Source organism: Marinitenerispora sediminis (assembly GCF_003336425.1).
Classification (GTDB): Bacteria; Actinomycetota; Actinomycetes; order Streptosporangiales; family Streptosporangiaceae; genus Marinitenerispora; species Marinitenerispora sediminis.
In genome coordinates, this window is the sequence record NZ_QEIO01000053.1 from 23,818 (window position 1) to 50,115 (window position 26,298).

The 26,298-nt window shown below is 74.9% G+C and carries 24 protein-coding genes; 8 read left to right on the top strand and 16 right to left on the bottom strand.

What is annotated here, in order from left to right:
- Window positions 1-196 precede the first annotated feature (196 nt).
- Window positions 197-1,567, top strand: a complete 1,371-nt coding sequence (locus tag DEF28_RS12540) for an NAD(P)/FAD-dependent oxidoreductase (RefSeq protein WP_114396890.1) — start codon at window positions 197-199, stop codon at window positions 1,565-1,567.
- A 74-nt stretch (window positions 1,568-1,641) separates the two neighbouring features.
- Here DEF28_RS12540 and DEF28_RS12545 read toward each other — a convergent pair whose 3' ends face one another.
- Together DEF28_RS12545 and DEF28_RS12550 are read right to left on the bottom strand one after the other, a co-directional pair.
- Window positions 1,642-1,929, bottom strand: a complete 288-nt coding sequence (locus tag DEF28_RS12545) for a metal-sensitive transcriptional regulator (RefSeq protein ID WP_114396889.1) — start codon at window positions 1,927-1,929, stop codon at window positions 1,642-1,644.
- 254 nt (window positions 1,930-2,183) lie between these two features.
- Window positions 2,184-2,789, bottom strand: a complete 606-nt coding sequence (locus tag DEF28_RS12550; protein WP_114396888.1) for a hypothetical protein — start codon at window positions 2,787-2,789, stop codon at window positions 2,184-2,186.
- 175 nt (window positions 2,790-2,964) lie between these two features.
- Between DEF28_RS12550 and DEF28_RS12555 the strand changes: the two genes are divergently transcribed.
- Together DEF28_RS12555 and DEF28_RS12560 are read left to right on the top strand one after the other, a co-directional pair.
- Window positions 2,965-3,210: a DUF2630 family protein gene (locus tag DEF28_RS12555; RefSeq protein WP_114396887.1), complete on the top strand. Its 246-nt coding sequence runs from the start codon at window positions 2,965-2,967 to the stop codon at window positions 3,208-3,210.
- A 125-nt stretch (window positions 3,211-3,335) separates the two neighbouring features.
- Window positions 3,336-3,956: a DUF4126 domain-containing protein gene (locus DEF28_RS12560; RefSeq protein WP_114396886.1), complete on the top strand. Its 621-nt coding sequence runs from the start codon at window positions 3,336-3,338 to the stop codon at window positions 3,954-3,956.
- Window positions 3,957-4,029: 73 nt separating this feature from the next.
- Here the strand turns inward: DEF28_RS12560 and DEF28_RS12565 are convergent, their stop codons facing one another.
- The gene (locus DEF28_RS12565; RefSeq protein WP_147280076.1) at window positions 4,030-5,022 is read right to left on the bottom strand and encodes a WD40 repeat domain-containing protein; all 993 of its coding nucleotides are present in this window, start codon (window positions 5,020-5,022) and stop codon (window positions 4,030-4,032) included.
- An 87-nt stretch (window positions 5,023-5,109) separates the two neighbouring features.
- On the opposite strand from DEF28_RS12565, the gene DEF28_RS12570 reads away from it, so the two are divergent.
- A complete protein-coding gene (locus tag DEF28_RS12570) occupies window positions 5,110-5,784 on the top strand; it encodes an HAD family hydrolase (RefSeq protein ID WP_114396884.1) in 675 nt (224 codons plus the stop codon).
- Window positions 5,785-5,872: 88 nt separating this feature from the next.
- Here the strand turns inward: DEF28_RS12570 and DEF28_RS12575 are convergent, their stop codons facing one another.
- The 10 genes from DEF28_RS12575 to DEF28_RS12620 all read right to left on the bottom strand — a co-directional run bounded on the left by DEF28_RS12575 (window position 5,873) and on the right by DEF28_RS12620 (window position 16,635).
- Window positions 5,873-6,487, bottom strand: a complete 615-nt coding sequence (locus DEF28_RS12575) for a superoxide dismutase (protein ID WP_114396883.1) — start codon at window positions 6,485-6,487, stop codon at window positions 5,873-5,875.
- A gap of 139 nt (window positions 6,488-6,626) precedes the next feature.
- Window positions 6,627-7,373 (bottom strand): aspartate/glutamate racemase family protein, encoded by a 747-nt coding sequence (locus tag DEF28_RS12580; protein WP_114396882.1) that lies wholly within the window; start codon window positions 7,371-7,373, stop codon window positions 6,627-6,629.
- 106 nt (window positions 7,374-7,479) lie between these two features.
- The gene (locus tag DEF28_RS27535) at window positions 7,480-7,644 is read right to left on the bottom strand and encodes a hypothetical protein (RefSeq protein ID WP_158562805.1); all 165 of its coding nucleotides are present in this window, start codon (window positions 7,642-7,644) and stop codon (window positions 7,480-7,482) included.
- A gap of 150 nt (window positions 7,645-7,794) precedes the next feature.
- Window positions 7,795-8,097 (bottom strand): hypothetical protein, encoded by a 303-nt coding sequence (locus DEF28_RS29120; RefSeq protein ID WP_233515266.1) that lies wholly within the window; start codon window positions 8,095-8,097, stop codon window positions 7,795-7,797.
- Between the two features lie 198 nt (window positions 8,098-8,295).
- Complete coding sequence (locus DEF28_RS12595; RefSeq protein ID WP_114396879.1) at window positions 8,296-8,751, bottom strand: MaoC family dehydratase; 456 nt, start codon at window positions 8,749-8,751, stop codon at window positions 8,296-8,298.
- A gap of 251 nt (window positions 8,752-9,002) precedes the next feature.
- The gene (locus DEF28_RS12600; protein WP_114396878.1) at window positions 9,003-9,374 is read right to left on the bottom strand and encodes a hypothetical protein; all 372 of its coding nucleotides are present in this window, start codon (window positions 9,372-9,374) and stop codon (window positions 9,003-9,005) included.
- A gap of 115 nt (window positions 9,375-9,489) precedes the next feature.
- Window positions 9,490-11,646 (bottom strand): phosphodiester glycosidase family protein, encoded by a 2,157-nt coding sequence (locus DEF28_RS12605; RefSeq protein WP_114396877.1) that lies wholly within the window; start codon window positions 11,644-11,646, stop codon window positions 9,490-9,492.
- Between the two features lie 616 nt (window positions 11,647-12,262).
- A complete protein-coding gene (locus DEF28_RS12610) occupies window positions 12,263-13,396 on the bottom strand; it encodes an enolase C-terminal domain-like protein (RefSeq protein WP_114396876.1) in 1,134 nt (377 codons plus the stop codon).
- Between the two features lie 693 nt (window positions 13,397-14,089).
- The gene (gene ald / locus DEF28_RS12615; RefSeq protein WP_114396875.1) at window positions 14,090-15,211 is read right to left on the bottom strand and encodes an alanine dehydrogenase; all 1,122 of its coding nucleotides are present in this window, start codon (window positions 15,209-15,211) and stop codon (window positions 14,090-14,092) included.
- Window positions 15,212-15,333: 122 nt separating this feature from the next.
- The gene (locus DEF28_RS12620; RefSeq protein ID WP_114396902.1) at window positions 15,334-16,635 is read right to left on the bottom strand and encodes an amidohydrolase family protein; all 1,302 of its coding nucleotides are present in this window, start codon (window positions 16,633-16,635) and stop codon (window positions 15,334-15,336) included.
- A gap of 295 nt (window positions 16,636-16,930) precedes the next feature.
- Here DEF28_RS12620 and DEF28_RS12625 point away from each other — a divergent pair, with 295 nt between their 5' ends.
- Complete coding sequence (locus DEF28_RS12625) at window positions 16,931-18,004, top strand: O-methyltransferase (protein ID WP_233515267.1); 1,074 nt, start codon at window positions 16,931-16,933, stop codon at window positions 18,002-18,004.
- Window positions 18,005-18,126: 122 nt separating this feature from the next.
- On the opposite strand, the gene DEF28_RS12630 is transcribed toward DEF28_RS12625, so the two are convergent.
- A complete protein-coding gene (locus DEF28_RS12630; protein WP_181874239.1) occupies window positions 18,127-19,323 on the bottom strand; it encodes a methyltransferase domain-containing protein in 1,197 nt (398 codons plus the stop codon).
- Between the two features lie 511 nt (window positions 19,324-19,834).
- Between DEF28_RS12630 and DEF28_RS27540 the strand changes: the two genes are divergently transcribed.
- Both DEF28_RS27540 and DEF28_RS12635 read left to right on the top strand, forming a co-directional pair.
- Complete coding sequence (locus DEF28_RS27540) at window positions 19,835-19,978, top strand: hypothetical protein (RefSeq protein ID WP_158562806.1); 144 nt, start codon at window positions 19,835-19,837, stop codon at window positions 19,976-19,978.
- Window positions 19,979-20,003: 25 nt separating this feature from the next.
- A complete protein-coding gene (locus DEF28_RS12635; RefSeq protein ID WP_114396874.1) occupies window positions 20,004-22,037 on the top strand; it encodes a cytochrome c oxidase assembly protein in 2,034 nt (677 codons plus the stop codon).
- 279 nt (window positions 22,038-22,316) lie between these two features.
- Here DEF28_RS12635 and DEF28_RS12640 read toward each other — a convergent pair whose 3' ends face one another.
- Together DEF28_RS12640 and DEF28_RS12645 are read right to left on the bottom strand one after the other, a co-directional pair.
- Window positions 22,317-22,730, bottom strand: a complete 414-nt coding sequence (locus DEF28_RS12640) for a hypothetical protein (protein WP_114396873.1) — start codon at window positions 22,728-22,730, stop codon at window positions 22,317-22,319.
- A gap of 90 nt (window positions 22,731-22,820) precedes the next feature.
- The gene (locus tag DEF28_RS12645; RefSeq protein WP_114396899.1) at window positions 22,821-23,531 is read right to left on the bottom strand and encodes an AAA family ATPase; all 711 of its coding nucleotides are present in this window, start codon (window positions 23,529-23,531) and stop codon (window positions 22,821-22,823) included.
- A gap of 1,113 nt (window positions 23,532-24,644) precedes the next feature.
- Between DEF28_RS12645 and DEF28_RS12650 the strand changes: the two genes are divergently transcribed.
- Entirely contained in the window at window positions 24,645-25,796 is a 1,152-nt protein-coding gene (locus DEF28_RS12650) for an exonuclease SbcCD subunit D (RefSeq protein WP_114396898.1), read from the top strand.
- Window positions 25,797-26,298: the final 502 nt, after the last annotated feature.

Sequence of the window (26,298 nt, forward strand, 5' to 3'; positions counted from 1 at the left end):
GCCGGGGCACCGCGAGGTCAAGGTGTCGCCAAACCGCGCTGGCGTCCGGCGCGCCCGGCGGAGCGCGGCGGCGGGCGCGGCTACGTTTGACCCCCGGGTCGCCGGGCAACCTGTCACGAACGACGCGATCCGTCCGGTGTCGGCCGAACGGTACACGGCGGGACGCCGGGCCACCAGGAGGGAGAGTGGTTCGACGATGTCACGGCCTCGCATCGTGGTGGTCGGCCCCGGGTTCGCGGGGCTGAACGCCATACGGCGGCTGGAACGCCGGATCCCGAAGGGCGCGGCCGAACTCGTGCTGGTGGCGCCCAACGACTACATGCTCTACACGCCGCTCCTCCCGCAGGTGTCCTCCGGGCTGCTGACCCCGCAGTCGCTGGCGGTCTCGCTGCACCGGCTGCTGCGCCGCACCCGCATCGTCCCGGGGTCCGCGATCGGGGTCGACACGCAGGCCCGGGCCGTCCTCATCCGCAAGATCTCCGACGAGCTGACCTACGAGCCCTACGACCGGCTGCTGCTCGCCCCCGGCAGCCTGACGCGGGTCTTCGACATCCCGGGCCTGACCGAGTACGGGTTCGGGAACAAGAACCTCGCCGAGGCGGTGGTGCTGCGCGACCACGTCCTCGGGCAGCTGGAGCTCGCCAACGCCAGCCAGGACCCGGTGGAGCGGGAGGAGCGCTCGCGGTTCATCGTCGTGGGCGGCGGCTACACGGGGGTGGAGACGGCGGCGTCCCTGCACCGGCTGACCGAGGAGGCCGCCGACCGCTACCCCGACCTCGCCTCGGCGATCCGGTGGCACCTGGTGGACATCGCGCCGCGGCTGCTGCCCGAGCTGGGTCCCCGGCTCGGCGAGGAGGCGCTGGACCTGCTGCGGCGGCGCGGTATCGAGGTGAAGCTGGAGGTGTCGGTCCGCGAGGTCTCCGAGAACAAGGTGACGCTCACCGACGGCCGGGTACTGCCCTGCCGGACGCTCATCTGGACGGCTGGCACCTCGCCGAGCCCGCTGGTGTCGTCCCTGGGGGCGCCCACCGAGCGGGGGCGGCTGCGGGTGGGAGCGGACCTCGCGGTGCCCGACGCGCGCGAGGTCTTCGCGGTCGGCGACGCCGCGGCGATCCCGGACCTGACCAAGGACGCCGAGGAGGCGCTCTGCCCGCCCACCGCCCAGTACGCGATCCACGAGGGGCGGGCGGCGGCGGACAACATCATCAACTCCATCCTCGGCCGGCCGCTGCGGCCCTTCTCCTACACCGACAAGGGCCTGGTGGTCGACCTCAGCGGCCGGGACGCGGTGGCCCGGCCGCTCGGGGTGGACCTGGCCGGGCTGCCCGCGATGCTGGTGACCCGCGGCTACCACCTCGCTACGGTGCCCTCCGGCCCGGCGCGGGCCCGGGTGGCGGCCAACTGGGCGATCCGCTCGCTGCTGGGCGGCGAGGTCTCCCGGCTGGGGTTCATGCACGGCAAGCCGTCCACGTTCGTGGACATCGAGGCCGGCCACTACCTCGACCCCGAGCACGTGCGGGCCGAGGCGGCGCGGCTGCGGGAGCGGGCGGAGCGGCAGCGGGGCTGATCGGGGGCGGGGCCGCGCGGACGCGCCGGGAGCGGCGCGCCGCCTCGGCCCGGACGGTGGGCCGGGGGCGTCGGTCAGGAGCGGACCAGCCGGGCGATCGCGTCCGACGCCTCCCGGACCTTGAGGTCGGCCTCCTCGCCGCCGTTGGCCACCGCGTGGGCGACGCAGTGCTTCAGGTGCTCGTCGAGCAGCGCGAGGGCGAACGAGCGCAGCGCCTTGTTCACCGCGGCCGTCTGGGTGAGGATGTCGATGCAGTAGTCGTCGTCCTCCACCATCCGCTGGAGCCCGCGCACCTGCCCCTCGATGCGGCGCAGCCGGTTGATGTGCTGCTGCTTGTGGTCGTGGTAGCCGTAGGTGGCCATGCCCGCGCCCCCCTGATCCTTCTGCTCTTCGTGGTCCAACGATACCCCCTCCGGGTATATTTCCCGCTGTGCTCGGCAGGCCCGCGGCTCGTGCGCGGCCGGTGCCGGCGTGCTCCGCGAGCGGGAACGGTCGAGCGGATCCGGTGGCCGGACAGCGCGCGTTCCCTACCGAGTATCGGTGCTCCGGACGATACGTCGGAATTGTCGGCCGTCCCCGGAGCTCGGCCGGGCGCGGCCGCGGCGGGCGGACCCGCTCAGGGGCGCAGACCCAGCCGGTCGAGCTCGACCCGGGCCAGCCGCGCCGTGGCCGCCGCGTCGCCGTCCCGCCACGCCGCGGCCGGATCGGCGTGCACCCGCGCGAGCCGGCCGACCGGGACGCGGGTGAGCGCCCGCAGGGCCAGCAGCCGGTCCGCCGCGTCCCCGTCCAGGGCGCGGGCGCGCCGCACGTCGGCCGCCTGGCGCACCCAGCGCACCCGCGGCGGCAACCAGCCGACCAGCACCACCAGGCCCGGCAGCAGCGCGGTGAGCAGCGGCAGCGCCAGCGCCGCGTCGCCGGCCGCCTCCTGGAACCGCTGCCCCGCCTCGGAGAGCGTCCCGCCGGCCGCCCCGACGCTGCCGAACGGGGCGCTGAGCCCCTCGCCGACCACCGGCAGCTCCCGGACGCGCTCCGCCGCGTCTTCCATGCTGGAACTCAGCCCGCTGCCCGCGTCGGCCAGCAGTTCGCCGGGCCCCGCCAGCCGGGTGAGCGCGTCCCGGAGCGCCACCGCCGCCCACACCCACCCGGCGATCCAGGCGAGCGCGGCCGCGTCGCCGCAGATCTGCAGGAGGCGGCGCGCGGGCCGATCGGCGTAGATCTTCAACGCAGTTCTCCAAGCCGGTGCGAGGGGGAGTGGCCGCGGACGGCCACCGGCGACGGCCGGAACCTTCCCGGCGGGGGCCCCGGCCAACCGCGCCGCCGCCAACAGGGCCGTGACCTGCGGGGACGAGGCGGCCGGCCCTTGCCACCGGGCCGCGGCAGCGCCGACCATGGAGAACATGGACCGTCCGAGGAGCCACGAAGCGGAGATCATCCGGCGGATCGGGGAACTCGTCACCGAGGAGCGCGACCTCCGGGAGCAGCACGAGCACCGGCTCACCCCCGAGGAGCGCGAGCGCATGCGCGAACTGGAGACGGCGCTCAACCAGTGCTGGGACCTGCTGCGCCGCCGACGCGCCAGCGAGCGGTACGGCCGCGACTCCGGTGCCCCGGTGCGCGCCGCCGACACGCGGGGCCGCCGGTGACGTGACCGCTGCGCGCCGACCGGCGCGGGCGCCCCGCGAGCGCGGGCCCCCGGGCGCCAGGAACCGTACGGCGCGGCCCGGCGTCTCTTCCTGTGCCGCCATCCCCCGAGACTGGAAGAGGACGCATGCTAGAGGTGCTGACCGGGACCGGACTGGCCTCGGCCGCCGGGCTGAACGCCTACGTACCGTTACTGGCTGTGGGGCTGCTCGCCCGCTACACCGACGCGCTTCCGCTGTCGGCGTCGTGGCAGTGGCTGGAGCACCCGGTCGTGCTCGGGATCGTCGCGCTCCTGCTGGTCGTCGAACTCGTCGCCGACAAGATCCCGGCCGTGGACAGCGTCAACGACGTCATCCAGACCTTCGTCCGGCCGACCTCGGGCGGCATCACCTTCGGGGCCGGCGCCTCCGCCATCACCACCGACGAGATCGCGGCGGCCGGCACCGGGGACGGGTCGTGGTGGCCGGTCGTCTGCGGAATCGTGATCGCGCTCGTCTTCCACGGGCTCAAGGCGCTCGCCCGCCCGGTGCTCAACACGGTCACGGCCGGGGCCGGCGCGCCGGTGATCAGCACGGTGGAGGACGTCATCAGCACCGTGGTCTCCGTGCTGGCGATCCTGCTGCCCGTCATCATCCTCGTGGTGACCCCGCTGTCGATCGCCGCGATCGTCTGGGTGTGGCGCGCCCGCCGACGCCGGCGCCGCCGCGACGCGGCGGGCGAGGCGGCCGGCGACGCCGCCCCCGCCTAGACCGGTGACGAGGCGCCGGTGCGCGCTGGCCAGTGCCGGTCAGGGGCCGATGGCCGACTGACCGGGCGACGCGTCACGGCAGGGCCGCGGCAAGGTCCCAGACACGGATCGCGCCGTCCCCGCCCGTGCCGAGGACGACCGGGCGGCCGCGGAACTCCGCGGTCCGCAGGAGCACGGCGCCGGACCCGTGTCCGAACGGCGTACCGACCGGCGCCGCCTCGACCAGGTCCCACATCCGCACCGCCCCGTCCTCGGACGCGGTCACCGCGACCGGCCGGCCGCCGACGACGGCGGTGTCCATGGCGAGGATCGGTGCCCCGTGACCGGTGACCGCGGCGCGCAGCGCTTCGGCGCCGTCCCCGGACAGCCCCCAGACACGCACGTCCGCCCCGGCGGCCACGGCCACGATCGGCCGGTCGCCGAGGCGGGTGATCGAGACCGCGCCGACCTCCTCACCGGCGCAGTCCAGCTCCGCTACCCGCTCGCCCCGCGTCAGGTCCCACACGTCGACCCCGAGGCCGACCGCCGCGGCCAGCGCACGGCCCGCCACCGACGCGGCGGCGAGGCCGACGATGTCGGCCTCGCCGCTCGGCAGCTCCAGCGGGGCGGTGCCAGCCGACGGTGCCCACACGCGGAGTTCGCCGACGTACTGCGAGCCTGTCACGAACCGCGGCGGGGCCGCTCCCCGCACCGCGGTGACGGCCCCGAGGTAGGGGGCGTCGTAGTCCGTCCCGCGGATCAGGGCGCCGCTCTCCAGGTCCCACAGGGCCGGCCCCTGCTCGGCTCCGCCCGCCGCGAGCACCACACGGCCGCCGGCGACGACCGCGGCCACCGCGTCGATCTCGTTCTCGGCGTCGGGGTAGGCGGCGGCGAGCGGGTCCCCGGTGAAGGCGTACGCCAGGGGACGGCTGCGCCACACGTCCCGCAGCGGCTCCCACGTCCACACCGCCCCGTCGCCGTCGGCGCAGACCACCAGGGGGCCGCCAGGAGTCCCGACCGCCGCGAGGTCGAGGAGGGGAGCCGCGGAGGACCGGCTGCCGCTCCGCAGCGCGGGTCCGTCGGACATGGCGCCGCAGCCCAGCCCGGGGTGCGGCGGTGCGGGCGGGCGGCCGCCCGCCCGCACCGCGGCGACCGCTCGTCTAGAGTGCACTGCGTGGGACAGGACGCGATCGCACCTCCGAACGGCATCACGCACATCGTCTGGGACTGGAACGGGACCCTGCTCGACGACAACCACGCCAACCTCGCCGCGCTCAACCAGGTGTGCGCCGAGTTCGGGCGCGCACCCGTCGAGCTGGAGTACTGGCGTGCCGTGTTCCGCCGGCCGCTGCTCGCCTGCTACGAGGAGCTGTTCGGCCGCCCGCTCGCCGACGAGGAGTGGGCACGTCTCAACCAGACCTACGACCGCCATTACAGCTCGCTGCTGCCGTCCTGCCGGCTGGCCGACGGCGCGCTCCAGGTGCTCACGTCCTGGACGGGGCGCGGCCGCACCCAGTCGCTGCTGTCCATGGCCGCGCACCGGCACCTGGAGCCGCTCATCACCGAACGCGGCCTGACCCGGCACTTCACCCGGGTGGACGGCCGCCGCCACGACGGCGCGCACGACTCCAAGGCCGAGCACCTCGTCCAGCACCTGGAGGCGCAGGGCATCAGCCCCTCGACGGTGGCGCTGATCGGCGACATCGACGACGACGCCCGCGCCGCCCGCGAGGCCGGGGCGCACGCCGTCCTGGTCGCCACCGGCCTGATGTCGCGGGCCCGCCTGGAGGCCACCGGCCACCCGGTCGCCGACTCGGCGGCCGAGGCCGTCGCGATGCTCGGCGACTGAGCGGGGCGCACGCCCGCACGCACGCCGAAGGGCGGCGCCCCGGAGGCGCCGCCCTTCGACGGATAGGCGAGAAGCGCGCGGACGTGTGCTAGGCGAGCTTCACCTGACGCGCGTCGGCGAAGCGGCGCTGCACGTCGGCCCAGTTCACGACGTTCCAGAACGCCTTGACGTAGTCGGCCTTCACGTTCTTGTACTGCAGGTAGAACGCGTGCTCCCACATGTCGAGCAGCAGCAGCGGGTAGGAGCCGGCGGCCAGGTTGCCCTGGTGGTCGTAGAGCTGCTCGATGATCAGCTTCTGCCCCAGGATGTCCCACGCCAGGATCGCCCACCCAGAGCCCTGGATGCCGGTGGCGGCCGCGTTGAAGTGCGCGCGGAAGGCGTCGAAGGACCCGAACGCGTCGCTGATCGCCGCGGCGAGCTCGCCCTCGGGCTTGTCGCCGCCGTCCGGCGACAGGTTCGGCCAGAAGACCGAGTGGTTGACGTGCCCGGCCAGGTTGAACGCGAGGTTCTTCTGCAGCAGGTTGACCGTGCCCAGGCTCTCCTTGGCGCGGGCCTCCGCGAGCTGCTCCAGCGCGTCGTTCGCACCCTTGACGTAGGTCGCGTGGTGCTTGTCGTGGTGGAGCTCCATGATCTGCCCGGAGATCCACGGCTCCAGCGCGCTGTAGTCGTAGGGCAGGTCGGGCAGCGAATATGGCGCGGACATCTACGCACCTTCCTGTGAACAAGTCATCTGCAATAAAATCGCGAGTCTCTCGCGGGTAAAAAGTTATCAGCCGGGCCGGCCGCCGACCGGTGTTGCCCTTGCGACAGGCCCGATCGGGAATAACCCGGTGCCCGCCGCCCTACCCGGCCACCGGCCGGTCATGCAAACGCGCGTCATGCGCGAGGGGAGCGCCGGGGGCGGCCAGGGCCAGATCCAGCGCCCGCTCCACGTGCAGCCGGGTGGAGTCGAACACCGGCACCGCGACATCGTCCGGGCCGATGAGCAGGGTGATCTCCGTGCATCCGAGGACCACGCCCGCGGCGCCGCGCGCGGCGAGGTCGCCGACGACGCGGACGAACTCCCGCCGCGACTCGTCCCGGACCCGCCCCAGGGTGAGTTCCTGGTAGATGACCTCGTGCACGAGGGTGCGGTCCGCTTCACCGGGGACGAGGACCTCGACGCCGTGCTCCCGCATCCGGGCGCGGTAGAACTCGCCCTCCATGGTGAAGCGGGTCCCCAGGAGCCCGACGGTCCGCGCTCCGGCGGCGCGGATCCGCTCGGCGGTGGCGTCCACGATGTCCACGAACGGGATCCGCACCGCCGCCGTGACGTGGTCCGCGACGCGGTGCATGGTGTTGGTGCACAGCACCACCAGGTCGGCTCCGGCGCGCTCCAGGCTGGAGGCGGCCTCGGCGAGCCGCCGCCCGGCGCCGGGCCAGTCCCCGGCCCGCTGCATGGCCTCGATCTCGGCGAAGTCCACCGTCACCATGACGCTCGGCGCGCAGTGGTGCCCGCCCAGCCGCTCGCGGGTCAGCTCGTTGAGCAGCCGGTAGTACTCCGCCGAGGACTCCCAGCTCATCCCGCCGATCAGTCCGATCGTCCGCATCGCTTCCTCCGTCCGTCGCAGACCTGCCGCCGGGGCGCCGCCGACCGCACCCGAGGACGCCCGGACGCGGCCGCGCGGTCCCGCGGCGGGGGAGCGGGGGCTACCGCTATCCGGCGCTCCTGCCCTTGCCCCCGCTCGTTCGCTTCGGGTGGAAGTCGGGGCCCAGGTCGTTCCTATTCTTGTACGCGCGGGTGGCCGCTGCCGCCTTGCCGGAGGCCGCACGACGCGTCTCGGGGTCCTCCGACTTGCTGTCCCGGGCGGCCTCCGCCATGGCCAGAGTCTCTGAAAGCGAAGGAGCGCCGGAGTCGAGGTCGTGGTCCAGCCCGCGGAGAAACGATACGAGCTCGCTGAGTTTGGCCGAATCGGAGTCCTGTCCGCTCATCTTGCTCCCTTTCGTTGATAAGCCACGAGTGGGGCAACACTAGCGAGACACCGCATCTCCCGGCGATCCCGGACAGCGCCGAGTACCGGCGGGCCGGCGCCAGCCGCCGCGACCCGGCCCTGCGCCATGCGCTCGCTCTTCGGCGAGACCCCCACCGGACGGCCGCGTGCTGGCCCCGTCCATGCCGAGGTCCACCAGCGGCTCCAGCAGCCGCGCGACCGCCGGGTCGTCCAGGCGCTCGAACGCCTCGTCGAGCAGCACGCGCCGGAGCGGGCCCTCGATCGTGGACTCGTCCGCCCGCAGGATGTCGTAGAACGCCGCGCTGGCCGCGAACAGCGGCACATAGGAGACCAGCCGGGTCTCACCCGAGGACAGCTGGCGGCCCCGGCGGTTGCGGGGTGTTCGCGCTGGCCGAGAGCAGGCGGGACGGGGGAGGCCGCGCCTGGCGGCCCGCGGCCCGGTCGGTGCCGCGGGGCCGGAGCGCGCCTGCGCGCCTGCCGGTACCGGCAGGCGCTGTCAGGGCACGGCCGGCAAGCGCGGTCAGGGCACGGCGAGCGTCAGTGTCTCGGCGACCAGGGCCGGGCGCCCGCCGTCCTCGATCTCCACCTCGTGCCGCATGGTGAGCAGGACGCCCTTGGCCGACTCCGCCGCCTCCACCAGCTCGATGCCGTCGCGTACCCGCGACCCCACCGCCACCGGGGCGAGGAACCGCACCCGGTTGAGGCCGTAGTTGACCAGCAGCCGCGGCCGCTCCTCAAGCGTGTACACCTCGGCGGCGAGGGCCGGCAGCAGCGACAGGGACAGGAAGCCGTGGGCGATCGTGGTACCGAACGGGCCGTCGGCGGCGCGTCGCGGGTCGACGTGGATCCACTGCCGGTCGTCCGTCGCCTCGGCGAACGCGTCGATCCGGTCCTGGGTGATGACGTGCCAGTCGCTGTGTCCGAGGTGCTCTCCCCGGGCGGCGGCGAGGGCCGCCGCGTCGGCGAACTTCCGCATGCTTCTCCTTGGGTCGCAATCGGCCGTTGTGGGGTCCAGCCCGAGCGGCTGCGGAGCGGGGAGGCTGTCCGAGCGGCTGCGGAGCGGGGAGGCTGTCCGAGCGGCTGCGGAGCGGGGAGGCTGTCCGAGCGGCTGCGGAGCGGGAGGCCGGCCGGAGCCGACGGGGGCCGGACCCGTCCCGTACCGACTGTTTGGTCTGCGTGGGCGGGTGCACGGCTCCGTCGGTGAATTCGGTCGGACCACGTCGGGGATCAGCCCTGGGCGAGCTGCTGGAGGCGCTGCGGTGACAGGCCCAGGTAGTGCGAGATGTCGGTGGGGGTGAGGCCGGCGTCGGCCAGCCCGTAGACGGCCTCCCGCGCCTTCGCCGCCGCACCCCGCATGGCCTCGTCGGCGTCGTGCACCGCGCGGCGGGTCTCCAGGACCAGCTGGTCCAGGTCGTCGCTCACTCTCGGCAGCAGTTCGATGTGGACGTTCTGCTCCTCCACCTCCACCTGGGCGGAGATGTACTCGCGGGCTCGGGACTCCGCGTCGCTCAGTGAGGGCGACCAGGTCACCCCGACGTCCTTGACCCGCAGCTCCCACCCGTTCTCCCACTTGCGGGCGTGAACCTCGTACAACGCCACCGCTACCCTCCCTGCCGCGTCGTCGGGAGCACTGATCATCCCCGAAAGCCCGCGCGGGCGGCAAGACCACGCGGGCGTACGGGGAGTTATCGGTGGAAAACGGAGCGCCGCCGCGCTATTTCACCGGTGTCATCTCCGCCGTGAGCCGCTCGAAGACCACTCGGCCGGAGTAGGAGGCCGACGCGCGGTCCTCCACGAGGTACAGCCGGTCCACGGCGACCGGCTGCGCCGTGCCCTCGGGAACCGGGATCTCCGCACTGCGCCGGCCCCGCCAGTCCACCGCCGGGCCGTAGGCGGTGCGCCGCTGGCCCGTGCCGTCGACCAGCCGGACGGCGATCCGCGCGCCGTTGGCGTCGCCGCGGAGCCGGAGCCGCAGCGCTCGGGTGTGCCCGTCGACCGTGAGCGGAGCGGGCGGCACCGCGTACGCGGCGCGGGTGCCGGCGGAGCCGGTGAAGTCGTAGCGCAGTGCCAGCCCGGAGTCGCGGCCGGGGGCGACGTCGGCCGTGGCGCGGGTGGCCTCGGCGGACCAGCGGGCCGGGTCGTCGAACGTGGTGACGGTCTGCTCGGTGCTGCCGATTCCCACCGGGACGGAGACGTGCCGGTCCCCGACCGCGATCCTGATCTCGCCGGTCCCGCTCTTCGCCACCGGCCGGACCTCGAACGTGCCGTCCCCGCGAGGCGCGACGGCGACCAGGCCGGAGTCGGCGCGCACGGTGGCGTCGAGCGGCTCGATGGGCGCCCGGGTGCCGTCGGGTGCGGTCCCGATCAGGCCGAACGTCGCCGACCCGCCCGCCTCGGGGAACGCGATGCTCGGCACGGTGGCCTCGACCCGGTCGGGCGGCGGGAGCACCTCCAACTCGACCTCGCCGGTCGCGGAGCCGGCGGTGGCGGTCACCGTCGCGGTGCTCCTGCCGCGGCTCTCAGGGGCGGTGAACCGGCCCTCTGCGACGCGCCCGCTGGTCGCGCTCCATGTGACGCTCTCCGGGGAGAACCGCGTGCGGACCGGCCCGTAGGCGTCGTCGTGGGCCGTGGCCAGCAGCGACCGGGTCAGCCCGGCGAAGACCCGGTGCGGATCGGCGTGCGGCACGGAAGCGGGCCCCGGCGCCGGCCGCGTGTCCGGCTTCGGCCGCACCCAGAGGCCGTGCGGCCGGCCGCCACCCTCCGGGGCGTAGACGGCCAGGCCGTTCGGCACCGCGCGTTCGTCCTCACCGGTACGGTTCCACAGTTCGAGGCCGCTCCCTCCGGGCGGGCGGGCGAGCAGTGCGGACGACCCGCCACCGTCGAGCTCCAGGGCGTGCACGGCCCCTGCCGCCTTCAGGCGTTCCGCCATCTCCCGCAGGGTCGCCCCGCGGCTGCCGGCGTGCCGGCCGTCCGCCACGAGGATCGTCATGTCGGTGCCGTCCGCCGAGAACCCGATCGCGGTGCGGGGCTGCCGGGCGGAGTCGTCCACATCGAGGATCCGGCCGCCCCGCAGCAGCACGTTGCGGCCCCCGATGGCGGTGTGCGGCTCCCGGCCGTCCGCCGTCAGGGAGCGGCGCACCGTGACGCGGTCCCCCTCGGCGAGCCGGGCCAGGCGGTCGGCGCCGGCCTCCCGGCCCAGCAGCACGGTCTCGCCCGCCGCGACCGGCCGGGGCCGGACGCGCGGGCGGACCTCGCGCACGACTCCCCGGGACAGCACCACCTCGGTGACGCGCTCCGCGCCGGCGACCGCGGACCCGCGCGGGTGGCCGCCCCAGCGGGCGGTGAAGAGGCCGACCCCGTCCCGCGGTATCTCATGGCTGTTCATGCGGTCGATCCGCAGGCTCCCGTCGGGGAGTTCGGCGGTTCCTTCGAACAGCAGCTCCTCCACCCTGCCGAGTCCCGCGGCGGAGATGGTGGCGGCGGAGCGGTGCGTCCCGGTCGCGGACTTCACCGCCTCGCCGTCCTGTACGGCGGCGCCGAGCGGTGCCAGCGAGTTGCCGGCGTCGAAGAAGTCGCCGTTGACCGCCGCCACCGCCCCGGTCCGGGCCGCGTGCTCGCTCAGCCGCGCCGCCGAGGCGACCTTCCCGGCGTCGACGTAGCCGACGCGCGCGCCATGGGCGAGGTCCACGCTGAGCGCGTTGAGCCGCAGCGGGCCGCCGTCACCCGTGGTCTCGGTCGTGGTGAGCGTGACACCGGGCGCCACGGGGAGCGAGCGCCGCGACTCCACCTCGGCTGCGGCGGGCGGCAGGCCGCACAGCGCCACCAGCAGCGGCGGGACGGCGATCAGGGCGGCGGTACGTCGGGACAGCACGGTCGACCCTCCGGAGAGCGGACACGGCGAGGAGCGCGGGAAGGGGGTGGGCGGTCGCCCAACCATCATTACGCAGAGTGATCGTAGCTGCTTGGGTGGTGATTTCCGTGCCGTCGCGACCGCGTCGCCGAGAACGGCGCCGCGGAGACCGCGCGGACGCGCGGTCGGCCGTGCGGGGCGGAGCACCCGGGGAGCCGGTACGGCTGGTCACCGCGCGAACGCGGGCCCCGACGGAGAGAGGGCGTCCGGGCAGGGCGCGGTCCCGACGTCCGTGCGGGTGTCGGCCGCCCTCCGGCGCCCCGGAGGCATGCCGGGTTTGGCCGGGGGTGCGGCGGGGGCGTCGATGGGGAGGCGCAAGCTCCGTCGGCGGTCGCCGAGAGGTCGGGCTGAAATCGCCGGGTGTGTCCCCAGGGCTCACGAGCGCTCGGCGGGTCCGCGCCGGGCGCCATGCCGGCAGCGGCTCCGGTGTGTGCGGCCAGGACCGCAATCCCTCCGCGCCCGCGCGGTCCGGTGCGGCTGCCGGAACGTCCCCTCCGCGTGCTGGTCGGGGGCGTGCGGACCGAGCGGCGGCGCACGGTGGTGGGCCGGGCTCCCGCCGACCGCGTCCCCCGGGAGGTCAGTCCTCGGCGGACAGGCGGGTCGAGCGCACCGCCAGGGCGCGGACCGCCCGCTCGTCGACGGTGTGGCCCAGGCCCGGCTGGGTGAGCGGGACGGGGATGACACCGTCGTCCGAGCGCACCGGCGGGCTGACGACATCGCGGGTGAACCAGCCGCCGGCGCCGGAGGTCTCGCTGGGCAGGGTCACCCCGGGCAAGGACGCGAGCGCGACGTGCGCGGCGCGGCCGATGCCGGTCTCCTGGTCGGCGCCGCACCAGACCTGCCAGCCGGCGTCGACCGCGCGGTCGTGGGCGCGGCGGGCCGGGGTCAGGCCGCCCATGCGCGCCGGGCGCAGGTTGAGGGCGCCGGCGGCCTCCAGCCGGATGGCCTCGTCGAGCGTCTCCAGCGAGTCGATGGAGGAGTCGAGGGCGACGGGGGTACGGAGGTCGCGGCGGAGGCGGGCGTGCGCGGCGAGGTCGCCGGCCGGGAACGGCTGCTCGATGGCGAGCAGGCCGTACTCGTCCAGCGCGTGCAGGGCGGCGAGGTGCTCGGGGTCCTCGGTGTAGCGTCCGCTGCCGGTCACCTGGAGCACCAGGAAGGGATACGCCGCCTGGACGGCGCGCACCGCCTCGACGTCCCACCCCGGCTCGATCTCCAGCCGGATCCGGCGGAAACCGCTGCCGACCTGCCGGTTGACCTCGTAGACGAGCGACTCCAGCGAGGGCTGCCGGGTGACCGTGACACCGGCTGTGACGGCGGTGCGGGAACCCCCGAGGGCGTGCGACAGCGGGGTGCCGCGCTGCCGGCTCCACAGGTCCCAGCAGGCGATGTCCAGCCCCGACTCCACCGCCGGATCGGCGGGGAGGTCCTCCCAGGCGGCCGCGACATCGGTGGGCCGCTGCCAGGCGTGCCGCAGCAGCGCGGGCGCGAAGTCCCGCACCAGCGACCGCCAGCGCTCGGAGTCGGCCACGGGGACCTCGCCCCAGCCGCTGGCCCCCGAGGGGTCGCAGACCCGGACCAGGATCCGCTCGGCGAAGCGCGGCCGCCCGCCGTCCGGCCGGTGCCGCGGCTTGGGGTGGACCAGCGGCAGCCGCACCCGGGTGACGTCGACGGTCGCGACGCGGGTGAGAGTGGCCGGCTCCGTGCGTGACACGCGGTTCCGCCTCCAGAGGGCCGGGAACAGGACCGAAGGGCGCGGGGTGCCCTTCCCTTCGACGGTATCCCCTCTCACCCGGCGCAACCAGCTGATCGGTCGGGGTTGTGGGAAAACCCGCTTACCGGTGAGTCACCTTCCGCTGCGGGGGGCGGGGTGCCCCGCCCGCGCGCCCCGCCCGGCCGAGGCTTCGGAACCGGAGAACGCGGCGGCCTCCAGCCACACGCCCAGCGGCCCCGGAGGGAGGGCACGCTGCTACCGGCGGCCAGGCTTCACATTCCGCAGGACGGCCGCCATACGGTGCCGCGCCCCTTCCCGGCCCCGGGACGGCGGCGGTGACCGCTCTCGACGGCGGCAACCGCCACACCGTCATCCTCCGTACCGGCCCCGACGGCCCGTACCGCTACCCCGGGTGGCAGCAGCTCCGCCGCGGAGACGACCCGGACCATGACCGGGCGTACCCGGAGGTGGCGGAAAGGCCGGCGCACGCCGTATCGCCAACGGGCTGGCGGTCCTGGAGCCCGAGCCGCCGAGCTGGGGAACAGGACGGCCGGCCGTGCCGGGGCGGAGGGGCTCCCGGAGCGGCCGCGCCGTCGGCGCGGCCACCCGACCCCACCCGAGCTCACCCGACCCCGGCCGACCCCGGCCGGACCGGCCAGCACGCCGCGGGCCGAACGCCGGCCGCCGACACCGTCACACCCGGCCCAGGACCTCCGCCACCGGCTGGGACTTCAGGTCGTGCGCCTCGGCCACCGCCTCGTTGGTCAGTTCGCCGCCGAACGTGTTCAGGCCCAGGGCCAGCGCCGGGTCGTCCGCCAGTGCCCGCTGCCAGCCCTTGTTCGCGAGGGCGACGGCGTAGGGCAGCGTGTCCTTGGTCAGGGCGTGGGTGGAGGTGTTGGGCACCGCGCCGGGCATGTTCGCGACGCAGTAGAAGACGGTGTCGTGGACCGCGAACGTGGGGTCGGCGTGCGTGGTGGGCCGGGTGTCGGCGAAGCAGCCGCCCTGGTCCACCGCGATGTCGACGAGGACCGCGCCGGGCTTCATCCGGGACACCAGGGCGTTGTCGACGAGCTTCGGGGCCCGTGCGCCCGGAATGAGCACGGCGCCGATGACCAGGTCGGCGCCCAGCACCGCCTGCTCGATCTCGAAGGCGTTGGAGGCCACCGTGCGGATCCGGCCCTGGTAGATGGCGTCGGCGTGCCGCAGCTTGTTGATGTTGAGGTCGAGCAGCGTCACCTCGGCGCCCATACCCACCGCGATCTGGGTGGCGTTCATGCCCGAGACTCCGGCGCCGAGCACCGCCACCCGTGCCGGGCGCACCCCGGGCACACCGCCCATGAGCACGCCGCGCCCGCCGCTGGGGCGCTGCAGCGTGGCGGCGCCGACCTGCGGCGCCAGCCGGCCGGCGACCTCCGACATCGGCGCGAGCAGCGGCAGCGAGCCGTCCGGCAGCTGCACCGTCTCGTAGGCGATGCCGGTGACCTTGCGGTTCAGCAGCGCGTCGGTGCACGAGCGGGAGGCGGCGAGGTGCAGGTAGGTGAAGAGCGTCTGCCCGTCCCGCATCCGGTGGTACTCCTCGGGGACCGGCTCCTTGACCTTGAGGATGAGCTCGCCTTCGGCCCACACGTCGTCCGCGGCGGCGAGCGTGCGGGCGCCCGCGGCGGTGTACTCCTCGTCGGGGATGGAGGAGCCGAGGCCGGCACCGGCCTCGATGACGACCTCGTGGCCGTGGGAGACGAGCTCGTGGACGCCGGCCGGCGTGATGGCCACCCGGTACTCGTGGTTCTTGATCTCGCGGGGCACACCGACGCGCACGGTCTTCCTCCTCTGTCAGGTACCCCTCCACTCTGACTCAGGAGTACGGGGAGTGTCATCAGCATCGTGCGTGAGAACGCGGAGTGTTCCTGACAACGTGTAAGCAGCCCCGGTGGCGCACCTCACGACCGGCCCGGGAGCAGGGCGCCGCCGCCCGGGCCGGCCGCCGTACCGTTCGCCAGCCTTCCCGGCGCGGTCTCCTGGCCGGACACCCAGGTGGCGAGCACCCTGCCGGCCAGCCGGCGGCCGGTGTAGGGCCCGCCGCCAGGCGGCACCTGCTGCTCGGCGTCCGGGTCGAAGGCCACCAGGTCGGCGTCCCGGCCCACGGCGATCGCCCCCTTGGCGGAGAGCCCGACCAGCGCGGCGGGCCGCTCGGCGGTCCACCGGCTCAGGTCGGCCAGGCCCAGGGCGCGCCGCCGCGCGGCCGTCCACAGGGCCGGGAGCAGCCAGCGGACGGCCGCCACCCCGGTGCCGGGCCGGTGGCCCGAACCCACCGAGGCCACCGTGTCGCCGTCGCCCGCGTCGTCGAGCAGCGCGCGCCACAGCGCGGCGCGGTTGGCGTCGGAGCGCAGCGGCGGCCGGCAGCGGTAGTCGGGGTCGTCGTCCGGTGCCGCCTCCGCGGGCAGGCACAGGTAGTGCGGCGAGGTCTGCGCGCTGACGCGGACTCCGACGGAACGGGCGGCGGCCAGCATGGCGGCGCACTCGGCCGCGGCGAACGGCGCCACGTGGGCCCGGCCGCCGGTCAGCCGGGCCGCGGCGATGACGCGCTCCAGCCCGCGGCGCTCCGCGCGCGGCGGCCGCGCGGCGAGCAGGGCGCCGTTCCCGGGCCCGCGCGGCTCCGCCAGCTCCGCGGCGTCCTCGGTGTGCACGACCAGCAGGGCGTCCATGGCCGCGAGCTCGCCCAAGACCTTGCGCAGCTGGCCGTCGCCCATGGCGGCGACGTCCGGCGCACCGCCGTCGGACAGCGAGCAGTGGAAGCCGACGACGCCGGCCGCCCGCAGGTCGGCGAGATCGGCGGGTGTGCTGCGCGCGGTCATCCCGCCCAGGAACGCCACGTGCGTCCCGCGTTCCTCGGCCGCGACGGCGCGCAGGTGCGCCTCCAGGGCCCCGGCGCAGGTGATCGGGGGAGAGGCCGGCGCGGGGGTGACCACGATCGTCGTCACGCCGCCGGCGGCCGCGGCGGCGGTCGTCTCGGCGTACCCCTCGGCGAGCGGCTGCCCGGGGCGCTGCACGGCCACGTCGATGTCGACGCAGCCCGGAAGCAGGGCGGCCGCGCCGAGGTCGGTCTCCCGCCGGGCCGGAAGCTCGGCATGGCGGTCGGCCACGACGGATATCCGTCCGCAGCGGACGCCGACCGCCGCCGGGATGACACCGTCGGGCGTGACCACCCGATCGGAGCGGATGACGAGATCGAAATGTCGCACCTGGCCCCCTTCGCGGTGGCACCGGCCGTGGGGGAACCAGGTCACCGCGGAGCGGTCGGCACTCCGTCGGTCCGTTTCCAGCAGGCGAACTCTCGGGAAATGCCTGGTTCGATCGTGCGGCTGTCCAGCGTCCGGGGCACCGCCGTCGCTATTGTCGTCAGCATCCCCGCCCGAGGGCGGGCACCGTTCTTATTCTCCTCAGCCGCTCTTCGGTTCGCGGGTTTTTCGCGGGATACCCGGCCGGCGATGCCCATCGCCCTGCCGCCACCGCGTGCGGCCGGACAACCTGATACTCGTGGAGGTTCACGACATGCGGATGCCGAGCCCCCGCCTGTGGATTCCCCCCGCCGCGGCCGGGGCGGCCGGCGTCGCGGTCCTCGCGGTGCTCACCGCCACCGGGGCCGTCGAGTGGGTGGCCGCCGTCCAGCTCCTCGTGCTGTGGGGCCTGGCGCTGGCCGTCGGCCTGCTGCTGCTCGTCGTGCGGCGCGTCAGCCGCAACGTCGACCGGCTCGGCCGCCGGCTGGAGCACTACCACAAGTCGGCGGCCAGCGAGGGCGGTATCGCGCAGCGGCTGGAGTCCATGAACCGGATGCTGCGCCTGGTCCGCGACAACGACGTGCCCTCCCTGCACGCCGACGCCCGCAAGCTGGGTGCCCGGCTGGTCGAGGAGCAGCGCGGCCGGTTCGACCGCCTCACCGCGCACGTCACCGACCAGGGCCGCCGCGACTACCAGCAGCAGGTCGCCGAGCGCGAGCTGCGCGACTTCGTGGACCCGGACCGCTTCATGCCGGCGCTGCGGGGCTGGGCGGCCTCGCCGGACGTGCTGTGCCTGCTGGTCGAGAAGATCCGGGAACGCCGGCCGGGCCTGGTGGTCGAGTGCGGCAGCGGGGCGTCGAGCGTCTGGCTCGGGCACGCACTGCGCCGCGTGGGCGAGGGCCGGCTGGTCGCCTTGGAGCACGACGAGCGCTACGCCGAACTCTCCCGCGACCTCGTGGCCGCGCACGGCCTGGCCGACCTGGTGGAGGTCCGCTACGCGCCGCTGCGCCCCTGGCCGCCGGCCCGCGACGACGCGCAGGCCGCCGACGAGCGGGAGCGGCAGCCCTGGTACGACCTGGACGCGATCGCCGACCTCACCGGCATCGACCTTCTCTTCGTGGACGGCCCGCCCGGCGGCACCGCCCCGCTGGCCCGCTACCCCGCCGGCCCGGTCCTGCTGCCGCGCTGCTCACCGCGCGCCGTCGTACTCCTGGACGACACGATCCGAAAGGCCGAGCAGGAAACGAGTGACCGCTGGCTGGCCGACCACCCGGAGTTCGAGCGCGTGACCGTCGCGACCGAGAAGGGCACGCACATCCTCACGCGCAAGTGAGCCGGCCGGAGAGGCGGCCGGCCGGGGGCTGTCCCGGCCGGCCGCCTTCGCGGTCTCGGAGCGGCCGGGTATGTCGTCCCCGCGGGCGCGCCCTGACGGAGGAACGACGGAGGAACAACGCCCTACCGCTGTGCCACCGCCGCTCCGGGGCGGCGCAGGGGCTGTGACGGGGAGTCGACCCAGAGCACCTGGTCGCCTTCGGGGGTGACGGTGAGCCCGAGCCGGTCGCGCCCGGGGCGGCCCGCCCGCTGCCAGGCCGACCAGGCCGCGCCGATCTCGGTCCACAGATCCCGGGGGCCGCGTACCTTGGCCTCCCAGGCGTCCTCGGCGGGCGAGTACTCGCCCAGCGCCCACGATCCCGTCCCCGTGCCGCGGTCGAAGACGTACACGGATGCTTCGCCGGAGTCGTCGGCCGCTTCGTAGGACGCGAAATCCACGCCCGGCACGAGGTGTCCCACCACCAGCCGCCATCCCTCGTCGCGGTGGGCGATCCACCGGGGGTTCGTCCTGGTGCGCCTCGCCACCGCGGTCGGATCGTCTTCGTTCACGTACTCGCGCCATTCGCCGAAGGGCGACCGGGAGCGTTGCGACCGCAGCATCATGAAGTCGGCGTTACCCACGAACCGCCCGGACGCGCTGCCGTCATGGGCCCGCACCAGCCGCAGCAGGACGCCCGGCGCGAACCACGTCGACCACGGGGTGACGATCACCCCGCCGGGACGGACCTGCTCGATCCACGCGGCGGGGACGTCATGGGCGGCGACGGTGGCCAGCAACCGGTCATAGGGAGCGTCCTCCGGCACACCGCGGACGCCGTCGCCGACCACCAGGCGCGGCCGGTAGCCCAGCTCGGCGAGGGCTGTGCGAGCACCCTCGGCCACCACCGGGTCGACCTCGATGGAGATGACGTGCTCGGCGCCGAGCCGCTCGCACAGCAGCGCCGTGTTGTAGCCGGTGCCGGTGCCGATCTCCAGTACCCGGAGCCCGGCGTCGGCGTCGAGTGCCTGGAGCATCGCCACCACCAGGGAGGGTTGGGAGATGCTGGAGGTGGCCAGCCGGCCCCACCCGTTCCCACCGGCGGGCGCGCCGTCGTCGACCTGGGTGATGAGGGACCAGTCGGCATCCGCCCACGTCGCGTACTCGGGATCATCGCGGGTGACGGGGCGGTACCAGCCCGGCCGGTCACGCGACGACACCCACACGGTGTCGGGAACGAACAGCGCCCGCGGCACCGTGAGGAGCGCGCGGTGCCAGGCCGGATCGGTGACGGCGCCGAACGAGGTGAGCGCCTCGGCGAGCCGTGCCCCGGGGTTAGGCATCCTCACCTGCCGGGATTCTGGCCATCGCCGCCCTGGGAGGGGAAGCCCTCCGAACCGTGGGCGTTGGGCTTGCTTCCGTCGCTACCGGCGCTGCCCCCCGATCCGCTGTCGCGGGGCTTGTCCTGGTTCTCATGACGACCCATCTTGCTGCTCCCGGTGCCGGGGGACGAGACGGCATGATCGTAATCGTATGGTCGCGGAGCGTCACCAGTGTGGCCGGTAGTGGTCACGCGGCAGGTCGAGGGCATGATCGCTGTCGTCGGCGACCTCGGAGCGCTCACGTCTCGACCGCCGGCCGCCCGAGCCGGCCGGGGGGCAGGGGGAGGCGCCACCCCTTCGTCCGGCCGGGGGCCCCGCACGCATCACCGCGTCGAAGGGTGCGCAGAGGCGTAGTCTCCTCGTGGATCGGCGGAGCGGATCCGGGCGCCTGACGCGGAGGGTCGACGCGCCGGTCGCCCGCGCGGGGAGGTAAGTCCGACACGTTGTAGTAGTTCGTCTACTCTGGACCGAGGTGGTGTCCGCGCTGGACATACTGGGCCTGCTGTTCGGTGACGCGGCCGCCGAGATCGTTCCCTGGCTGTGGGGCGGACTCGGGATGCTGGTCGGCGCGGGGGCCGCCCTGGCGGTCATCCGACGCCAACGCAGACGGCAGTAACCACGACCACACTGGAGCGGCACGCGTGGCTTCCCCCGTTACTCGCGAGAGCGACCCCCGGCGGCAGGGAGGTGCGGGCGCCGTCGTCCAGACCGCGGTCGTGTCCGCGGCCGTCTGCCTCATCGCGCTGATCATCGCCCTGATGGCCGGGGGCGCGGTGACCGCCCAGGTCATCCCGGGCCTGCCCGACGCCGGGATGCTGACGCGGTGGGGGCTTCCCGTCGCCAAGACCGCACTGGACGTCTTCGCGGCGCTCACCCTCGGCGCGCTCCTGCTCTCGGCGGTACTGCTGCCCTCGGACCGCGGCCGGCTCGGCGACCAGGCGCAGGCGTACGTGCGCGCGGCCTCGTGGCTGGCGCTCGGCTGGGCGGCCGCCGCGGCCGCCACCCTGGTCTTCCAGCTCTCCGACCTGCTCGGCCTGCCGCCGGGCGAGGTCATCGGGGACCAGCTCACCAGCTTCGCCGGATCGGTGCCGCAGGGCATCGGGCTGATGCTGGTCATCCTGGTCTCGACGGCCGTGGCGCTGCTCGGGCGCACGGTGGCCTCGGCCGGGGGCGGGCTCGGGCTGCTCGCCCTCACCCTGGTCGGACTGGTGCCGCCGGCCCTCACCGGGCACTCGTCGTCCTCGCCCAACCACGACCTCGCGACCACCGGCCTGGCGCTGCACGTCCTCGCCATCTCCGTGTGGGTCGGCGGGCTCGCCGCGGTGGCCTACCACGCGCTGCGCGCCGACGGGGAGCAGCTTCCGGTGGTCGGGGACCGGTTCAGCCGGATCGCCCTGTGGGCCTACGCCGGAGTGGCGGTCGGCGGCGTCGCGAGCGCGGCCAGCCGCCTCTACTCGGTCGGGGACCTGGTCACCACCGCCTACGGCCTCATCATGGTCGCCAAGGCGGTGCTGTTCCTGGCGCTGGGCTACGTCGGGTGGCTGCACCGCGGGCGGACGGTTCCGGCCCTGGCGGACGGTGGCGGGCGCGGCCTGTTCGTCCGGCTCGTCGTCGTGGAGATCGTGGTCATGTCGGCGGCCATGGGACTGGCGACGGCCCTCAGCCGCACCGCGCCGCCACCGCCGCTGGACGGCACCTTCGACCCGGTGCGCGAGCTGCTCGGCTTCAGCATGCCGCCGCCCGTCTCGGCCGGCACGCTGCTGGCCCTGTGGCGGCCCGACCTGTTCTACATCCTGCTCGTGGCGGTGCTCGGCGGGCTCTACGCCGCCGGCGTGGTGCGGCTGCGGCGGCGCGGCGACCGCTGGCCGTGGGGCCGCACCGTCGCGTGGTCCCTGGGGCTGCTCACCATCGTCGCCACGAAGCTCAGCGGGGTCGCCACCTACGCCATGGTGCTGTTCAGCACGCACATGATCCAGCACATGGTGCTGTCGATGCTGACCCCGATCCTGCTGGTGCTCGGCGCGCCCGCGACGCTGGCCCTGCGCGCCCTGCGGCCGGCCCGCCGGCGCGGCGACCGGGGACCGCGCGAGTGGCTGACACTGTTCCTGAACAGCCGGTACTCCCACCTGGTGACGCACCCCGGGTTCGCCACGCCGGTGTTCGTGGCGAGCACCTACGCGCTGTACTTCACGCCGCTGTTCGGCACCCTCATGAGCAGCCATCTCGGCCACCTGTTCATGAGCGTGCACTTCCTGCTCGCGGGGTTCCTGTTCTACTGGATCATGATCGGCGTCGACCCGGCGCCGCGGAAGATCCCCTACCTGCTGCGCATCGTGCTGCTGCTGCTCGTCATGGGCTTCCACGCGTTCTTCGGCATCGCCATCATGATGCAGTCGGCGCCGATCGGCATGGAGTACTACGGCCAGTTCGACGTGCCGTGGCGCTCCAGCATCGAGGAGGACCAGTACGCGGGCGGCGGCGTCGCGTGGGCGGTCGGCGAGCTTCCCACCCTGCTGGTGCTGGTGGCGCTGGTCGTGCAGTGGTCCCGCGACGAGGAGCGGACCGAGCGGCGGCGGGAGCGGCACAGCCGCCGGGGCGGCTCCGACGACGCCGACATGGACGCCTACAACGCCTACCTCCAGCGGCTGGACCAGCGCTCCCGGGAGAACGGGTAGCCGCAGACGCGGGTCGCCGTTCCCGCGGATACCGGCGGCCGATCGTGCCCGCCGGCGGCCGCGCGGACCGCCAGCGGGCACGGCCCGGAGGTACTGGACGCGATCGCCCGCAGTGGCCTCGGCAGCCTCGGCGCCGCCGGGCGGCCGTTCCGGCGGAGGCGCTCGGGCGGGTCCGGGTAACGCGGGGGCTGCCGTGCGGCGGGACGCCCGCCCGTTCCCGGGCGGCTCCGCGTGCCGGGTGCCGGTCGAGCCCGGGCCGGAGCCCCGGACCCGGGCCGGCTAGCGCAGCAGGCTGCCGATGCCGGCGTCGACCACGCCGAGCAGGGCGCAGACCACGAGCCCGCCCACCAGGGTGGCGGCCGACAGCCGGGGCAGCGCGGCGGGCCGGTCGGGGCCGGCCGCCCGGCGGGTCACCAGCGGGAGCAGCGCGACGTTGGCGGCGTAGATGATCACGATCACGGCGAAGGCCGTGAGGAACGCGCGGCCGAAACCGGGGGCGGCGCCGGTGCTGAGCAGGTCGGCGGCGGCGAGCGCCGGAAGGGCGACGAGCACCACGACCGACAGCGTCCCGAACAGGACGCGCGCCCACCTGGCGCGCTCGTGTCCGGCGAAGACGAGCAGCAGCCCCAGGAGCGCCGCCATCATGACGGCGCCGGCGATTCCGAACACGGCGATGTTGACCAGCGCATCCACCCGGACATTCTCCCACCGCCGGGCGGGTGCCCCGGCCGGGGTCGGCCGGGGCCGGAGCGGCGCACGGGCCGTATGGGCGCCGCCAGGCGGTCAGAGCGGGGCGAGCATCGCGGCGGAGTAGACGGCCGGGCAGGTCAGCACCCGCATCGCCGGACCGTGGACCGGGGCCGGCCGGGCATGGAACCGGATGCCGCCCAGCCGCCCGGCGCGGACGCGGTCCAGCAGCAGCAGGGAAGCGGCGCCGGGCACGACGGCGGCCGGGCCGCGGCCGCTCGCGGCGAGCAGCCGCCGCCAGCGGCGCTCGTGGGTGCGGAAGCTGCGCGCCGTCACCATCCGGCCGCGGACGAGCTGGCCGACCCGGGCGGTCGCCGGTTCCACGTCGATGAGGAGCAGGTGGACCTCGACCCGCTTCAGCCGGCAGTAGGCGCCGAGCAGCACGCGCACCAGCCGCCTCGTGGCCGTGTCGTGCACGATGACCGGTGCACCGGTGCGCAGCGCGGCCACCACCCGCAGGTAGTGCAGGACGTGTACGACCCACCGCCACGCCGGGTAGGGGAGCGGACGCAGCCACGGGGTCAGCCGGTTGCGGGAGGCCTGGGAGTCGACGACCCGCACCCCGTCGGGGGCGTGCACCGTGTGGTCCTCCGTCCCGGTCAGGCCGTACAGCCGGCTCAGCAGCGTGCTCTTGCCGGCTCCTGGGATGCCGCCGAGCAGCACCAGGGACCGGGCGGGATACCGCAGGATCTCGGTGGTCCCGCCCGGGGACTCGTTCCGCTCGGTGGCGGTGGGCAGCGTGTGCATCACCCCTAATCTGTACCGGCTGAATAAGACGCGCCTAAACGCCCTCGTCAGGCGGACGATTCGCCATGGGCCGGGGTAGGCCGGCGGGCAGCGGCCGAGATTCCCGCCGCGTCGGCCGCGGGGGAAATCCGGGACCGGGACGTCTGCCCTTTTCGGAGCGGACCATTCAGTATTTCGGAAGTATGACGCTGAGTAGTCGTCCCTGGCGCGTCGATAACGCTGCGCAGTCGGCCTTCCGGACGGCTATTGGTCGACCTCGCGATATACACAGCCGCCGCGACACCCTGTGGATATCCGCGGTCACCCTCCGACGCTACCGGCCCGCCACTTCCCATTATCGGAACAGACATCCACAGGTCTCCGACTGGCGGACGCGGGAATCCCGGACCGCCAATGAATTCCCCGGGAACGCGGTCGGCCCGCGCCGCCCGCCGCCGTTTCCGGCAATGCCGGCGGCCGCACCCTCGAAGCCGCCGGACGCGGCCCGGCGGCCCGGCTCCGCGCGGGTTATCCACAGGCGGGCGCGCCGGCCCGCGCTGTACCGGCTCGCCGGGAACCGACGGTCGCCCAGGGCCGGTTCCGGACCGGCCAGTCCCGTTACGGACACCGCCGCGTCGGCCGGGGGCTGGTCCCGCCTCCGACCAGCACGCCGGGGCGGCGTCCGGCGGCGCGAGCGGTCCGGCGCGCGGCGGGCCGCGGCATTCCCGGGGGCGCCGCCCCCACACGCCGTCGCCAGTCGTGTCCGGTCCGAGGAGTGCGCCCCCAGGAGGAGCCTCCGGGAAGGTGCCGCCCGTCCGCCGACGCGCCACGGCAGGGGGGAAGGCCGCCCGCTCTTCGGCGCCGGGCGGTTCCAGGCCGGTGCGGTTCCCTGACGCTCGCCCGCCCCGCCTCGGCCGGCCGGCACCATCCACTCCCCGCGCGTGCTGGCCGTGGGACACGGCGCGCGCCCGACCAGCGGAGTGCCGCCCGCCACGCGACGGCCCGTGCCGGAAGCCGACACCGGCCGCGCCGAGCGGGTAACGTGCTCGGTGCCGCCGAGAAAGGCAGACCGGGCGCCCAACGCGCCGGCCCCTCGGCCGGCAGGAGGGGTGACATGCGGGTCGGGAGGCCGTGGTGAGGATTCTGCACACGTCCGACTGGCACCTCGGCAGGTCGTTCCACCGCGAGAACCTGATCGGAGCCCAGGCCGCGTTCGTCGACCACCTGGTCGAGACCGTGCGCGCCGAGCGGGTGGACGTCGTGGCCGTCGCCGGCGACCTCTACGACCGCGCCCTGCCGCCGATCGACGCCGTCCGGCTCTTCGGTGAGGCGCTGGCCCGGATCCGCGACACCGGAGCGCGCGCGGTGCTCGTCAGCGGCAACCACGACTCCATGGTGCGGCTGGCCTACGCCGCCGAGCTCATCGACGCGGCCGGCGTCCATCTGCGCAGCTCCCTCGACGGTGTCGGGCAGCCGGTGATCGTCGAGGACGCGCACGGGCCGGTCGCCTTCTACGGCATCCCCTACCTCGAACCCGAGATCGTCCGGCACCACTGGAACCTGCCGGACCGCAGCCACGCCACCGCGCTCGGGCACGCCATGGACCTGGTCCGCGCCGACCTCGCCACCCGCCCGGCCGGTGCCCGCTCCGTCGTCCTCTCGCACGCCTTCGTGGTCGGCGGCGAGCCGTCCGACAGTGAACGCGACATCACTGTGGGCGGCGCCGCGCACGTCCCGGCCGGCGTGTTCGACGGTGTCGACTACGTCGCACTCGGCCACCTGCACGGTGCCCAGCGGATGGCGCCGGGCGTCCGCTACTCGGGCTCCCCGCTCGCCTACTCGTTCTCCGAGGAGCACCACGTCAAGGGCTCCTGGCTGGTGGAACTGTCCGCCACCGGGCTGTCCGGCGCCGAGTTCGTGCCCGCTCCGGTGCCCCGCCGGATCGCCCGTATCCGGGGCCGGATCGAGGACCTGCTCTCGGAGCCGGAGTGGGAGCGCTACACCGACCACTGGCTGCAGGTCACGCTGACCGACCCGGTCCGCCCCGGCTTTCCCATGGACCGGTTGCGTGAGCGCTTCCCGCACGCCCTGCACCTCGACTTCGCGCCCGAAGGCGGCTCCTCGGACGGCGGTGTCAGCTGGGCCGAACGCGTCGCCGAACGCTCCGAGCCCGAACTCGTCCTGGACTTCGTCGACTGGGCCCGGGGCACGGCCGCGAGCCCGGCCGAGCGCCGGCTGATCGAGACCGCGTTCGAGCAGGTCCGCCAGCGCGAGGCCGGCCGGTGAGCGCACGACGCGGCCCCTGGCGGCGCCCGTCGCGACGCGACGGCGGCGGGCGGGCCCGGCAGTACCGACGGGCCTCGCGGCCGCGCTCCGCGGCCCGTCCCCGTGGGAACGCACCCCGGCGGCCCCTCGCCGGCGGAGCGGCCCCCCTGGTCAGCGCCGTCCCGCTCGCGCCGGTCCCCTCGGGTGAGCGGTGTCCCGGCGGCCGCCGCGGTGCGGGGGCGGCCCGAAGCACCGGCCTCGGGGGAGGCGGGACGGTGGCGGCCCGTGGTCGGGAAGCGCGCCGTCGCGGTCCGGGGGCACTGTCCGCGGCCAGGTTCTCCGACAGGGCCCGGACGCGCGGAGGCGGCGGCGGACGCCGCGCGGGCCGGCCCGCCCGATGCGGTGGTCGGGGGCGGGCCGCCGACCGCGTAGCGGCCGTGCAGGCGCCGCCCAACGGATTCACCGGCCGGCACCCCGGCGGCGCGCCACGCCGCACCAGCGACGCCGGCGGCCGGCCGCTGAG